Below are 13,326 nucleotides of genomic sequence, written 5' to 3'. Positions count from 1 at the left end.
GGGCCCTGCGCGCGGCAGGAGGGCTATTCGGTCCTGAAGATCACGTGGAATCCATAGCGGGTCTCCACGACGTCGCTGAGCTGGTGGGGGTCGAGCTCGAACGCGGCGTCGGCGAAGGGCGGCAGGACGTCGGCGCGCTCCACGGTGCCGAGCGAGCCGCCGCGCGACGCAGCGCCCGCCTCCTCGCTGTACTGCGCCACCACCTCGTCGAAGCCGGCGCCGCCGCGGATCTTGTCGCGCGCCTCCATCGCGCGCAGACAGGCCTCCTCGCGCGTGCGCGTCGCGCCCTCGGCGCGATCGGCGCCGGCGTAGCGGACGAGGACGTGCTTCACGCCGATGCGCGCCGGCTCGTCGGCGCGGGGTTGCCGCTTCGCGTTGGCGGCCGCGAGGCACGCGGCGGCGCTCGGGGCGCTCGCCTCGGCGAGGGCGCTCTCGCCCGGGGCGGCGCGCGGCGCGGGCTGGGGCGCGCCGCACGCGGCGGCGAGCGCCGCGCCGAGGGCGAGAGGGACGAGACGAGGGCGTCGTTCGAGCGGGCGCATCGCCGCGAGCATAGCCAGGCGTTCACACGATCGGAACACGGGGCGCGCGGGTGCGCGCCCGTGTGGTCGGTGGTCCACCTGCCGGGAGGCGCCTGTCCTGCGGATCGGCGTCGCGCGCGATGCGCGGGGTTTGCATCGCGCGTCGCATCGCTGGTAAGAAGGCACCATGCAGCGCCTCCTCCTCTCGGCGGCACTGGGTGCCGCGCTGATCGCCGGTTGCAGCACCCCCTTCCGGGACAAACGCACGCCTTCCGGCGAGTTCTGCAGCGACATGCACGTCGTACCGGCAGGCCAGCTGCCCGATCGCGAGTACCATCGCCTTCAGCCCATCGCGAGCGATCCCGAGGCCCGGACCGAGGCGGAGCGCCTCGAGTCGCTCCGCAAGGCTGCGTGCGCCGTGGGCGGCGATGCGGTCATCGAGGCGGTGAACGAGGAGATCCGCACCGAGGACGGCCGTTATGCCAGCGTCGCGAGCGGGACCGCGGTGATCTGGGTCCGCCGCACGGAAGGCGAGGCGAAGCCGCTGACGTTCCATCCGGCCACGAAGCCCGGCGACTCCGCGGCGGCTCCCGAGCCGGAGGCGCCGCCGGCGGAGGAGGCTGCGCCCGCGTCCGACGAGCCGTACGACGACGCCGCTGCGCCTGCGGCTTCGGCGACTCCGGGCAAGCCCGGGCAGCCGTCCAAGCCTGGAGCGAAGCCCTCGTCGCCGTCCGCGGCCACGTCGGCCAAGCCGTCGTCGTCCGCGCCCTCTCCGTCGCCGTCCGCGGCCACGTCGGCCAAGCCGTCGTCCCCCACGCCCCCGAAGCCGGCGCCCAAGAAGTAGCGCGACCCGGCGCTTCGAGCGCCGCTGCGTGCTTGTGACCGGCGCGGCGCTCGACCTGCGCGTCGAGCCCGTGCGCCGCGCGAAGAACACCGCCACCGTGCGACGGGCAGCCTGCCGCGTCCCGTCGTACCTCCGCTCTCCTGCCTAGAGCGACGCTCGAAGGAGCAGAAGCTCGAACCGCCAAGCCGCCAAGACCGCCAAGTCTTGTTCTCTTCTTGGCGTTCTTGGCGTTCCTTGGCGGTTCATCTCGCGGTCATCACCGCCATCGACATCTAGCGCGGCGCCGGCGTCGGCTTCTGCGGCGGCGCCGGCGGTTGACCGGACGAGGAGGGCGCCGGCGTGGTGCTGCCGGACCTCGGCAGCACCCCCGACTTGCTCGGGAGCCCCCCCGCCTCGCCGCGGTTCGGCAGCGGCGCCGCGCCGCCGGGCACCGCGCCCGCTGACGGGAGCGCCGATCCGCCGCTGGGCAGCACGTTCGGCTTGAGGACCCCCTGACCCGGCAGCGTGCCCTGGGTCGGCAGCGTGCCCTGCGTCTTCTGCGGCAGCACCCCGCCCGACGGCAAGAGCTCCTCGCTCCCCTCGGGCGAGCCGGTGAGCGGCTTCGGCGCCGCGGAGCCGTAGCGCAGGATGCGGAAGACCACGCGCCGGTTCTTGGACGTCATGAACTGGCAGTCGGGGCTCAGCTGGTCGTCGGGCCCGACGCAGCCCGTGTCGTCGTAGATCGGTTGCGCGTGCCCGTACCCCTTCGCCTGCAGGCGCGACGGGTCCACGCCCTTCGCGATCAGGTAGGCCATGACGCTCGCCACGCGGCGCTGGGACAAGGCCAGGTTGTAGACGTCCGTCGCGCGCACGTCGGTGTGGCCCTCGATCCGCACCTCGCGGATCTCCGGGTTGTCGATCAGCACCTGCGCGACCGCCTCGAGGGTGGGATTCGAGTCCTCCAGGATGACGTCCCTGTCGGTCGCGAAGTGGACCTGCTCGGTGATCACGATCTCGTCGCCGCGGACGAAGGCGAGCGGGCAGCCGTCCTTGCCGTGCGGGCCGGCGGGCTTGTCGGGGCACTTGTCGTCGCGATCGAAGATGCCGTCGCCGTCGGTGTCCAGGTCCGGACAGCCGAAGTTCTCGGGGCTCCCGGGGACGTCGGGGCAGCGGTCCGCCGCGCCGATGAGGCCGTCGCGATCCGGATCGTCGTTGTCGCGCTGCTGCAGGCGGTTGATCTCCTCCTGCTCCTGCGAGGTCTTCGGCTGCCACGTGATGACGTTGAAGAAGCGGATCGCGGGCGCGCCGAAGCCGCACGCCGCGCCGAAGCTGCCGCCGAAGGTGATGGTGATGCCGTGCTTGGTCTGCCAGCGCAGGCCGAGGAGCGCCTCCGCGGGGATCTGCCCGGGGTCGTCGGGGTAGCTCGTGAGCGACGGGTAGCCGTACACTTCGCCGATGACGGACAGGCCCCAGCGCTGCACGACGTACTGCTCGGCCGCCACGCCGAACTGCGCCATGTCGCCGACGCGCACGCCCGAGAACTGGTTGTCGGGCCGCAGCCAGATGCCGGCGTTCGCGGCGAGGAGCAGGCCGAAGTTGAACCGGTAGTCGGCGATGAGCGTCGCGCCGCCGCTCAGCGCGCCGTCGCTGGCGAACGCGTTCTGGTCGCCCGTGGGGAAGTTCAGGTTGCCCGAGATCGCCATCCCGAACCCCTCCTTGACCTGCTCCTTGCGGTTCAGGTACGGGAGCGAGATCTTCGTGGAGAGGCGGAGATCGCCGACGGTGGTGCTCTTGACCGAGCCCTCGGTGCCGAACCGGCGCAGGTTGCCGCCCTCCTGGAAGAGGATGAGCGGCATGGCCATCGTGACGTCGAACACGTCGAAGAAGCCGATGCCCGCGAGGAGGGCGAGCTCGAGCCGACCGGTGATGGCGTTGACGGTCTGCTTCGTGTCGTCGCCCGCGAGCAAGAGCACGAGCGGGTCGGCCGCGATGTCGCTGTAGAGGCCGATGGTCGGCGAGAGGTTGCCGATGACCTCGGACTTCTGGACCATCACGAGGTCGCGCGGGGCGGCCGCGGGGCGGAAGACCTGGGCGTCGAAGCGCCCCTCCTCCGCGAGCGCGGGGCGCTCGGCGAGGAGCCCCGCGAGCGCGAGCAGCGGGAGGAGGAGCCGGCGCATTCTCACGAGGCACCTCCGCTGCGCCGGCGGCGCGTCCGTTCGAGCAGGGCCAGCATCGCGAGGGCGAGGAGCCCGGCGGGCCGCGGGTCGGCGCCCTTCTCGCCGACGACCGAGACGCTGCAGATCTCGGCGAGGGTGCCGCCGCACGCGACGTTGTCCGGCATCGGGCCGAGCGCGCACTCCTTGGCGTCCGCCTCGTCGGTCCAGCGGCAGTGCTCGTTGCCGAGGCAGTCCAGGTTCGACTTGCAGGAGATGTCGCAGGTGTTGTTCGACAGGTCGCAGGTGTTGCCGCAGGGGCACTGGGTGTCGGCGTAGCACTCGACGCACCGCTGGCCGTCGCAGTACGGGGTGTCCTCGTCGCAGGTCGCCATGCATCCCGGGTCGCACTCGTGGGTCTCGGGGTTGCACGTCGTGCCGGCGCACTGCTCGTCCGAGGTGCAGCGCACGCAGACGGCGGACTCGGCGAACTGGCCGGAGCAGAACGGCGTATCGCCGCCGCAGCTGTCGCAGCGCGTCCCGCAGCGCCGGTCCTCGACGCACGCCTTGCACTCGCCGCTCAGGCAGTACTGGCCCTCGGAGCAATCCATGTCGTTGCGGCACGCGGCGCACGCCGTCCCGACCGGCCCTGGCAGGCAGAACGGCACCGGGGGCGTCTGCGGGTCGTTCGGGTCCTCGGGGTGCATGCAGTCGACGCAGCCCTCGCCGCAGCAGTTGGGCAGCGCGTTCGTCGGGAGGGGCTTGTCGACGCAGTGGCCCGTGGGCACGTGGCACACCTTGTCACCAGGGCACTGCGCGTCGGTGAGGCACTCGACGCACATCTCGATCCCGCCCGGCTCGACGGCCGCGCAGTCCATCTGCGTGCCGTTGATCCCGTTCGGACAGCAGTTGCACGAGTTGCCGGCGCACCGGTCGGGCGTGTCGCACGGCGTGCAGGCGTGGTCGACGCAGATCTCGCCGCGCGGGCAGTCCGGGTCGACGTTGCACTCGTTGCAGACGTGCGTCTCGGGATCGCAGCTGAAGCCCTCGCGGCAGTCGTCGTCGGTGCGGCATTCAGCGCACTGGAACTCGTCGTTCAGGTTGATGCAAAACTGCTTGTCGCCCTGGCACTTCGCGCAGGACTCGCCGCAGAAGAACGCGGTGTCGCACGGGGCGCAGAGCGCTGCCTCGTTGCAGTAATAGCTGCCGGGACAGCCGTGGTTGCCAGGATCGCCGACGAAGTCGCGGTTGCACTGCTGGCACTGGTCGAGATCGGGGAACGACGGCGAGCCGCTCAGGGTCTGGAAGAACTGGGTGGGCTGGAAGAGGGTGAAATCGTCATCTTCGAGGCTCCTGCTCCCAGGCTCGCTCGCGCCGAGCTCGTAGTCGGTGAAGTCGCCGATGAGATACCCCATCTCGAGCGCCGAGTGCTCCGCGACCGCGACGTAAAGGATCTCGAGCGGGTACAGGCCGGCCTTCTCGAACGTCACGGTGTTCGTGGTGCGCCAGGTCGGCTTGCCGAGCTCGGTCGGGCGCACGAGCACGGTCACGGCGCCGAGGTTCAAATCGTAGAAGGTGAGGCTCACGGCGTCGTCGGCATAGAACCCGAAGTGAATCGGCCGGCCGGCCAGATCCGATGTGACGTTCAGAAAGCCGCGAAAACGCGTGGCGAACGAAGTGTTCGGGTTGTTCAGATCGTTGATGTACTTGCCAGGCTCGTCCGGATCGGGCTCGCGGTAGAATGCGCACCCGCCAAATTCACAGTCGGGCGACATTGACCCTGTGAAGTCGCCGTGGCTCAGCTGGAGGCCGGTGTTGTTGTTGTTGCTGAGATCGAAGATGGTCCGGACGACCTTCTCGAATCGACCCATTGCGTACGTCGGGTGCTTCTCCATGAAGGAGTTGACGCCCGCGTTGTAGGTGCCTGCGGAGAGCAAGCCGAAGTCTCTGAGCGGGTCCGTCGAGATGGCCGACGCGGAGCAGAGGCCGGTGCCCTCGATCTCCAGCGGATCCATGTAAGGCGTGTAGAGCTTTACCGGCACGGCGTAGGCAGACGCCGGGAGCAGCGTGAATAGAGCCGCGGTGGCCAGAACAGCTCGTCGATTGCGCATGGCTCTGCCGGTCCTTACCATCGACTCTCCAAGAGCACGGTCAGTAGGCTAACCGGTGGCCGTAGCGCTCCGCAAGAAAAGAAGGCGGGGCGCGCCGTCTCCAGGTGTAGGGGACGGCCCTCCACCCGCTCGTGCTTCCATGCCGGCGGGGACGGCCACCGCACGCCGGCGGCGGGCCATCGCTCCCGGAGAAGCGTGGGCGCTATCACCGCAATGCGTTGATGCCGGCGCAGGGAAGTGCGCCCGCGTCGGATGACGTACGCGTGACTGTGCCGCTAACGCTGTGCGGCAAAGATGGCGAAGGCGACGTCTGTCGCGCCTGCGCGCTCGCGCTGTCCAGGAACGACAGTCTGCTCGCGATCCTGGACGGCTCGGCGTAAAGAAGTGCGCCATGACCACGACCTCGGGTCTTGCCATCGTCACAGGCGCGTCGTCCGGCATCGGCGCGGCGCTCGCGCGGCAGTTCTCGGCGCGCGGGCAGCCGGTGCTCGCCATCGGCCGGCGGGCTCACCGCTTGGAGGAGCTCTCCGCGGAGGCGCGCGCCGCCGGCCACGCGCCCATCCACCCGTTCGGGCTCGACGTGACCGCCGAGGGCGCCGCGCAGCGCGTGCGGGATCGGGCGCGCGCGCTGGGCGGCCCGGGCTGGCTGGTCAACAACGCGGGGGCGACACGGCTCGGACCATTCCTGGAGGGCGATCCCGCGGCGCATGCCATGCTGGTGCGGCTCAACTGCGAGAGCGTCGTTGCGCTGTGCGCGGCGATCCTGCCCGATCTCGTGGCGCGCGGCGCAGGGCGCGTGCTCAACGTCGCCTCGCTCGCAGCATTCCAGCCGACCCCGGGGCACACGGTCTACGGGGCCACGAAGGCGTTCGTGCTCTCGTTCTCCGAGGGTCTGGCCACGGAGCTCGATGGGAGCGGCGTCACCGTGACGGCCCTGTGCCCAGGGCCGGTGACTACGGAAATTTTTGACGTGGGCGCGCCCGGAGTATCGCGCCGGAAGACCCGGTTCGAACTCTCGGCCGAGGACTGCGCGGCCTACGCCATCGCGGCGGCCGAGCGTGGCGACGTGGTCGCCGTCCCGACCGCGTTGAGCAAGGCCACGGCCCAGCTCTCCCGCGTCCTCCCTCGTGCGGCGATACGCCGGCTTTCGGCGCGGATAGGGCTCTCGTTCCTCGGCTATGGCGCAACGCCGCGAGGCGCTCAGCGCTAATCCCAAAGACCGGCTCCTCCCGACGATCTGAGAACGAGGCGCTCGAGCGCTGCGCGGGCGTGATAATCTCCGCGCCAGCGTCCGGAGAGACCTGTCTGCCGCAGCTTTCGAGCGCACACGAGATGATGCAACGAAGAGCACAACCTTACGCGCTTGCTTCCCTTCTCAGCCTGGGCCTCTGCGCGAGCGGGTGCGCGCTGCTGCTCGGACTCGACGAGTTCACCGATCAGCCGCTGGACCGCGCTGGCATCGGCGGCGCAGGGGGTTCTGGTGGGGAGGCTCCCACATGCACGCAGGATGCGTCGGAAGCGTGCTACGGCGGTCCAGCGGTCACCAGGAACGAGGGCGCGTGCCGGGAAGGGAGGCGGACTTGCGGCGCCGATGGAACCTGGGACGTGTGCGAGGGCGAGATCCTGCCGGCGGTGGAGCGATGCGATGCCGCGGACGATGAAAACTGTGACGGACTGGAGTGCATCGTCTGGGCGACCACGTACAAACAAACGGGAGACATCCACCCGATGGGCGTTGCAAGCGACGCCGAGGGGAACGTATTCGTCGGTGCCGCTTTGTTCGGGACGGTGACGATTGGCAGTGAAACACTCGCTTCGGCCGATACCACAGACGTGCTGCTCCTGAAGCTGAGCCCGGCTGGCGATGCCCTATGGGCCAGGAAGTTCGGGGACTCTTCCTCGGACAACCCGTGGGGACTGGCCGTCGACTCCACGGGGAGCCCCATTATGGCCGGCCAAACCACCAGCGGTTCGACCGATTTCGGTGACGGGCCGCTCCCGAAAGGCGCGTTCATCGCACGACTCGACGCATCGGGCGAGCACATCTGGAGCAAGGGCCTTGGGGGCGGCTACGATAGCATAATTCATGCTGTCGCGACCGACGCAGATGATGATGTGATCGTGGTGGGGTCTTTCGACGAGGCAATCGACTTCGGCGGCGGGCCGATCGCGCCCGACGACAGCTCGGACATCATCGTAGCGAAGCTCGACGGCGCAACGGGCCTCGCGACCGCGCCGGGCTGCTGGACGCGCAAGTTCGGCGGCACAGGGGGGCAGGGGGCCAACGCCGTCGCTGTGGACCGATCGAACAACATCTTCGTCGCTGGCTCGTCCAGCGGAACCTTTCGCATAGGGGGGACGTTTGAGATCGAAAATAGCAGCTTCGTCATGAAGTTGACCCCGTCCGGGACACCGGTCTGGGCTACGAAGATGGGCGAGGCGGCGTCGGTGCAGACGGCGGGCATCACCGTGGACGCGTCAGGGCGACCTGTCGTGACTGGATATTACAGAGACCAGCTGCGTGTAGGCCCATACACGCTGACGGCGTCAGGCCGCCACGACGCCTTCATTGTGCAGTTCGAGCCGGACGGCACCGTCGGATGGGTGCGCACGTTCGGCGGTGACGACGACCAGTGGGCGGGCGGAGTCGCTCTGGATCCCGCGGGCAACATCGTGGTCGCAGGATATGCCACCAGTCAGATCGACTTCGGCGACGGCCCGCTCCTGGTGAACGATATGCAGGGCTTCCTCGCCAAGCTCACCCCCGACGCCGAGCTCGTATGGAGTCGCGTCCTGGGCGGTGGCGTCAACCTGGAGGCCGTCGCTACCTCCCCAGAAGGCGAGACGCTCGTCGCGGGCTGGACGAAAGCGGCGGACGCCGACATCGGCACCGGCCCCCTCCCCTGGACCAGCGACCGCCCCCTCCAGCACCTCGTCGTCGCCAAGCTGGGCCGCTAAGGCACCGCCGCTCCGGCGTCGCCGCCGTCATCTCCAGCGCCCGCGCCGCGACCGGGCTCGTCGCCTCTCGCCGCCGCAATTTCAACGCCCCCGCGCGCAGAAGCGTAGCGAAACGCCCCAGTGTGGCGCCCGCGCCGACGTCCCCACCGCCCAGCGAGCGAGGCCATCGGCTTCTCGCAGGAAAGTCCGACGTCGCCCGATGGCACCTCCGTTGCTTTGCCGATCGAGCACCCCGACACGGGGCCGGAGGTCCATCGATGAGCAAGATTCTACGTGGGATTGCGGCAGGCTATGGCGCGAAGAAGCTCGGGGGCGGGTGCTTCAGCACCATCCTCATCTTCGTCCTGCTCTGGTGGGTGCTGGGCCACTTCGGCATCTTCCGCTGATCGCCGGCCGCGCGCCCCTCAGCGCGACCGGCCCTTCTTCCGCTGCGCCTTGCGCGCGAAGAACGCCCGCCGCGCGTCCGACGATTTCGCGCCTTGCCGCTTCTTCACCTTCGGCGGGGTCTTCGCGAGCGGGACGTCGACCGGCGGCTCGCCGAGGCGGCCGCGCGGCGTGAGCGACGCGCGCTGGTAGTTGATGAGCTCGCCCGCCTTCTCGAACGAGTCCTCGCGCACGTCCACGAGGCCCGCGCGCACGAGGCCGCCGAGGAGGTGCTCGAAATCGCGCCGCTCGAGCGATCCGTCGGCGAACGCCTCGCGGTAGAGCCGGCCGGTCGGCTGCTCGCCGTCGCGCAGCGCCGACAGGATCCTCGCGATCGCCTGCGCCTCGTCGCGGCTCGGCGCCCGGAACTCCCGCGCCGCGCACGCGGCCGGGGCGCAGACGTCGCAGAGGCCGCAGGGCTCGCCGGTGTCCTCTTGGTCGCCGAAATGGCGGACCAGGTGCAGCATGCGGCAGCCGTGGCTCTCGGTGAACCGCGCCATCTGCACGAGCTCGGCGAGCTTGTGGCGCCGCTGCGCCTCGTACGGCCCGCGCCACCCCGGCTCGCCCAGGGCCACGCCCCCGTCCTGATCCACGCGCGCGCCGCCGTGGATCCAGAGCTTCTCCAGCGCCTTGTCCGCGACCTCCGGATCCATCCCGAGATCGCCCAGGATCTCCTCCCGCGGGCGCGGCTCCGCGGAGAGGGTCCCCTCGATCCGCTGCAAGACCGTCGGCTCGGGGTAGTCGCGCTCGTGGAAGAACTCGTGCATTCGCCGGTCGACATACGAGTGCATCAGCACGGCCCGCGACGGGAGCCCGTCGCGGCCGGCTCGGCCGATCTCCTGGTAATACCCCTCCAGGCTCCCGGGCAGCCCAGCGTGGATGACCGTGCGGACGTCGGGCTTGTCGATGCCCATGCCGAACGCGATCGTGGCGACGATGACCTCGGTGCTGCCGTCGAGGAACGCCGCCTGGATCCGGTCGCGGACCTGCGGGGCGAGGCCCGCGTGGTACGCCTCGGCGGGGAGGTCTTCCGCGAGGCCGGCGGCGAGCGACTCGGCCTCCTTCCGGGTCGGCGCATACACGATCGCGGGCGTGCGGCCCTCCTGCCCGAGCAGCGCGCGCACCCGGGCGAGGCGCTCTCCCGGGCTGACCTCGAGGAGCTCGATACCCAGGTTGCTCCGCCGGAAGCCGTGAATGAAGCGCGCCGCGGAGGCGAGCCCGAGCTGCTCGACGATGTCGTCCTGCACGACCGGCGTGGCGGTCGCGGTGAGCGCGATGACCGGCGCTGGACGCAGCGCCGGGAGCCGCTGGCCGAGCATGCGGTAGTCAGGGCGGAAGTCGTGGCCCCACTTGGAGATGCAATGGGCCTCGTCGACGGCGACGAGCACCGGCTTTCTGCGGGCGAGCAGCTCGGGGAAGCCGGGCACGCGGAGCCGCTCGGGGGCGATGAACAGGAAGTCGAGCGCGCCTTCCAGGTAATCGATGCAGGCCTTGCGGGACTCGGCCCGGCTCCGGCCGGAGTGGATCCGCTCGGCGGCGAACCCGCACGCCCGGAGCTTGGCGGCCTGATCCTCCATGAGGGCGATGAGCGGGCTCACGACGAGCGTCGTGCCGCCGCGCGCGATCCCGGGGAGCTGGTAGCAGAGCGATTTGCCGGCGCCGGTGGGCATGACGAGGAGCACGTCGCTCCCCGCGGCCGCCGTCCGGCAAACCGCCTCCTGGTAGCGGCGGAACGCGCGGAAGCCGAAGCACTGCTGGAGCAGCTGGAGGAGATCCGCGGGCCGGGGCGCCGGCGGCGACGGAGCGATCGACGCGCGCGCCGCGGAAGGCGCGACGCCCGCTGTGGGGCGCGGAGGCGACTCGACGGCCGCGGCGCGCGCCAGCGGCGGAGGCGAGAGCGCCGCCGGCGAAGCGACGTCCGCGGCGGCGCGCGCCGGCGGCGGGGGCGAGAGCGCCGCGGCGCGCGCCGGGCGTGACTCGACCGCCGCGGGGCGCGCCAGAGGTGACTCGACCGCCGCGGCGCGCGCGGTCGCCGCGGCGGACGAGCGCGCCACGGCCGCCGCACGCGTCCTGGCCGGCAGCGCGGATGCGGCCGCCGCCGCGACCGCCGGAAGGGCGCCGCGCGACGCGGTGACCGGCGCGCCCGCGCCGCCGGCCGGCCCGCGCCGGGGCGTCGCGCGCGGCGCCTCGCGGTCGCGCCGGGCCTCCGCCGTCGCCGGCGCAGCGCCGCGGCCGCTCCCGAGACCCGGCCGCTCGCCGCGCTCCGGAAAGGGAGACGACCGCTCCTCCGGCCGAGGCGCCGCGCCCCCGGCCGGGCGCCGCCCGGCGCTCACCTCCTCCACCACATGGCGCACGTACGACTCGATGCCCGCCATGAACGAGGCCAGATCGCCGCCGCCCCGGGCCATGCGGGCGAGCTTCGCCTCCCACGCGCCCGTCATCGCGGGGCTCTTCACGTCCGCGTGGACGACCTCGATCAGCCCGACGCCCTTGTCGGTCGCGTGCAGGAGCTTGCCCTTGCGCACGAGGTACTCGCGCCGGAGGAGCGTCTCGATGATCGCCGCCCGCGTGGCCGGGGTGCCGAGGCCCGAGTCCTTCATCGCCTCGGAGAGCTCCTTCTCCTCGAGGCTGCTGCCCGCGGTCTCCATCGCGGTGAGCAGCGTGGCCTCGGTGAAGCGCGGCGGCGGGCGCGTCTTCTTGGCCAGCGCCTGCGCGTCGAGCACGAGCTGGACCTGCCCCCGCGCGAGGCCCGGCGGGAGCTGCTGATCCGCGGTCTCGCGCTCGCGCTCGCCCTCCCCCTCGTCCGCCTCGCGCCCCTCGCCTCCCTCGCCTTTGACGTCCGATTCCGCCTTCTTGCGCGGCCTCGCCGGCGGCTTGCCGAAGCCGATGTCGAGCACCTTCCACCCGACCTTCTCCACGACGCTGCCCGCGCTGTGGTAGCGATCCACGATCGGCGCGCCGGCGCCCTCGCCCCGGGCGCGCGTGGTGATCGCGGTGATGACCGTGGTGATCGCGGTGACGTGATCCTCGTGCCACGCCGAGAGCAGGCGGCGGCAGACGAGATCGAAGATCTTCTGCTCGTCCGGCGAGAGCTCCGCGCGCGAGGCCCGGGCGCCGGTGGGGATGATGGCGTGGTGATCGCCGACCTTGCCGTCGTCGACGAAGCGCTTGCCGAGCGGCCGGGTCCCCGTCCCCGGGGCGAGCATGCCCTGGTAGGCGCCCTCGATCGCCTGCACCACGGCGCCGAGCGTGGCGGCCACGTCCGTCGAGAGGTGCCGGCTGTCGGTGCGCGGATAGCTGATGAGCTTCCTGCGCTCGTACAGCGCCTGGGCCACCTCGAGCGTCCTCTGCGCCGAGAAGCCGTAAAGGCGGTTGGCGTGCCGCTGGAGCTCGGTCAGGTCGTAGAGCAGCGGCGGCGGGAGCCGGCGGGACTCGGACCTCACCGCCTCGACGCGCGCCTCGCCGCGCCGGGCCCGCTCGATGATGCGCCGCGCCTCCTCGCCGTCCGGCGGGAGGCGCCGCCGCGACGGCGCGGTCTCGGCCTTCTCGCCCTCGCCCGCGGGGCCCGGCGGCTCGCGCGGATCGCTGGCGAGCGGTTTGTCCCGGAAATACGTGCCCTTGTAGGACGCGTCCGCCGCGCCCTCGCCGCCCTCCCGGAGCGGGCAGAAGGTCGCGACGACCTCGAGGTACGGCTCCGGGACGAACCGCCGGATCGCGAGCTCGCGCTCGACGACGATGGACAGCGTGGGCGTCTGCACGCGTCCGACCGAGAGATCCTGATCGAAGACGAGGCTGTAGGCGCGCGAGAGGTTCATGCCGACGAGCCAGTCGGCCCGGCTGCGCCCGCGCGCGGCGTCGGCGAGGCCGTCGTAGCCGCGGGCGTCGCGCAGCCGCCGCAGCCCGCCGCGGATGGCGTCGGGGGTGAGCGACGAGATCCAGAGCCGGTCGACCGGCTTCTTGCAGCCGGCGGCCTCGTAGATGTAGCGGAAGATGAGCTCGCCCTCGCGGCCCGCGTCGGTCGCGCAGATGACGCGCTCGACGTCGCGCCGGCCCAGGATCTTCCGGACGATCTCGAACTGCGCCCGCGTCCCGGGGAGGACGACGAGGGGGAACCGCGCGGGCAGCATCGGCAGGAGGTCGAGCCGCCAGCGCTTCCAGGCGGGGTCGATCTGGTGCGGCTCGGCGATGGCGACGAGGTGCCCCACCGCCCACGTGACGACGTAGCCGCCGCCCTCGAGGAAGCCCTCGGCGCGCCGCGAGGCCCCGAGCACCGCGGCGATGTCGCGGGCGACGGCGGGCTTCTCTGCGACAACGGCGATCATGCGAAGACCATGCGACCA

The 13,326-nt window shown here is 71.5% G+C and carries 8 protein-coding genes; 4 read left to right on the top strand and 4 right to left on the bottom strand.

What is annotated here, in order from left to right:
- Nucleotides 1–23 precede the first annotated feature (23 nt).
- Entirely contained in the window at nucleotides 24–539 is a 516-nt protein-coding gene (locus tag WMF20_RS19830; protein WP_437615848.1) for a peptidylprolyl isomerase, read from the bottom strand.
- A 166-nt stretch (nucleotides 540–705) separates the two neighbouring features.
- Here WMF20_RS19830 and WMF20_RS19825 point away from each other — a divergent pair, with 166 nt between their 5' ends.
- Complete coding sequence (locus tag WMF20_RS19825) at nucleotides 706–1,362, top strand: hypothetical protein (protein ID WP_437615846.1); 657 nt, start codon at nucleotides 706–708, stop codon at nucleotides 1,360–1,362.
- A 272-nt stretch (nucleotides 1,363–1,634) separates the two neighbouring features.
- On the opposite strand, the gene WMF20_RS19820 is transcribed toward WMF20_RS19825, so the two are convergent.
- Together WMF20_RS19820 and traA are read right to left on the bottom strand one after the other, a co-directional pair.
- The gene (locus WMF20_RS19820; RefSeq protein WP_129581485.1) at nucleotides 1,635–3,518 is read right to left on the bottom strand and encodes an OmpA family protein; all 1,884 of its coding nucleotides are present in this window, start codon (nucleotides 3,516–3,518) and stop codon (nucleotides 1,635–1,637) included.
- 2 nt (nucleotides 3,519–3,520) lie between these two features.
- The gene (gene traA, locus WMF20_RS19815) at nucleotides 3,521–5,605 is read right to left on the bottom strand and encodes an outer membrane exchange protein TraA family protein (RefSeq protein ID WP_437615844.1); all 2,085 of its coding nucleotides are present in this window, start codon (nucleotides 5,603–5,605) and stop codon (nucleotides 3,521–3,523) included.
- Nucleotides 5,606–5,996: 391 nt separating this feature from the next.
- Here traA and WMF20_RS19810 point away from each other — a divergent pair, with 391 nt between their 5' ends.
- The 3 genes from WMF20_RS19810 to WMF20_RS19800 all read left to right on the top strand — a co-directional run bounded on the left by WMF20_RS19810 (nucleotide 5,997) and on the right by WMF20_RS19800 (nucleotide 8,949).
- The gene (locus WMF20_RS19810) at nucleotides 5,997–6,815 is read left to right on the top strand and encodes an SDR family NAD(P)-dependent oxidoreductase (RefSeq protein ID WP_437615842.1); all 819 of its coding nucleotides are present in this window, start codon (nucleotides 5,997–5,999) and stop codon (nucleotides 6,813–6,815) included.
- A gap of 395 nt (nucleotides 6,816–7,210) precedes the next feature.
- The gene (locus WMF20_RS19805) at nucleotides 7,211–8,563 is read left to right on the top strand and encodes an SBBP repeat-containing protein (RefSeq protein ID WP_437615840.1); all 1,353 of its coding nucleotides are present in this window, start codon (nucleotides 7,211–7,213) and stop codon (nucleotides 8,561–8,563) included.
- Between the two features lie 257 nt (nucleotides 8,564–8,820).
- A complete protein-coding gene (locus WMF20_RS19800) occupies nucleotides 8,821–8,949 on the top strand; it encodes a hypothetical protein (RefSeq protein WP_020736078.1) in 129 nt (42 codons plus the stop codon).
- Between the two features lie 18 nt (nucleotides 8,950–8,967).
- On the opposite strand, the gene WMF20_RS19795 is transcribed toward WMF20_RS19800, so the two are convergent.
- Nucleotides 8,968–13,308 carry a DNA topoisomerase 3 gene (locus WMF20_RS19795; RefSeq protein ID WP_437615838.1) on the bottom strand — a complete coding sequence of 1,447 codons (4,341 nt, stop codon included), beginning with the start codon at nucleotides 13,306–13,308 and terminating at the stop codon, nucleotides 8,968–8,970.
- Nucleotides 13,309–13,326: the final 18 nt, after the last annotated feature.

It is taken from the genome of Sorangium sp. So ce834 (assembly GCF_051521425.1).
Classification (GTDB): Bacteria; Myxococcota_A; Polyangia; order Polyangiales; family Polyangiaceae; genus Sorangium; species Sorangium cellulosum_D.
The sequence above is the reverse complement of the archived record's forward strand: the minus strand, read 5'-3'. Positions and strand labels throughout refer to the sequence as shown.

Excerpts from the sequence above, each read along its gene's own strand:
- WMF20_RS19830 (WP_437615848.1), bottom strand. The coding sequence starts at position 539 with ATGCGCCCGCTCGAACGACGCCCTCGTCTCGTCCCTCTCGCCCTCGGC.
- WMF20_RS19825 (WP_437615846.1), top strand. The coding sequence starts at position 706 with ATGCAGCGCCTCCTCCTCTCGGCGGCACTGGGTGCCGCGCTGATCGCC.
- WMF20_RS19820 (WP_129581485.1), bottom strand. The coding sequence starts at position 3,518 with ATGCGCCGGCTCCTCCTCCCGCTGCTCGCGCTCGCGGGGCTCCTCGCC.
- traA (WP_437615844.1), bottom strand. The coding sequence starts at position 5,605 with ATGCGCAATCGACGAGCTGTTCTGGCCACCGCGGCTCTATTCACGCTG.
- WMF20_RS19810 (WP_437615842.1), top strand. The coding sequence starts at position 5,997 with ATGACCACGACCTCGGGTCTTGCCATCGTCACAGGCGCGTCGTCCGGC.
- WMF20_RS19800 (WP_020736078.1), top strand. The coding sequence starts at position 8,821 with ATGAGCAAGATTCTACGTGGGATTGCGGCAGGCTATGGCGCGAAGAAG.
- WMF20_RS19795 (WP_437615838.1), bottom strand. The coding sequence starts at position 13,308 with ATGATCGCCGTTGTCGCAGAGAAGCCCGCCGTCGCCCGCGACATCGCC.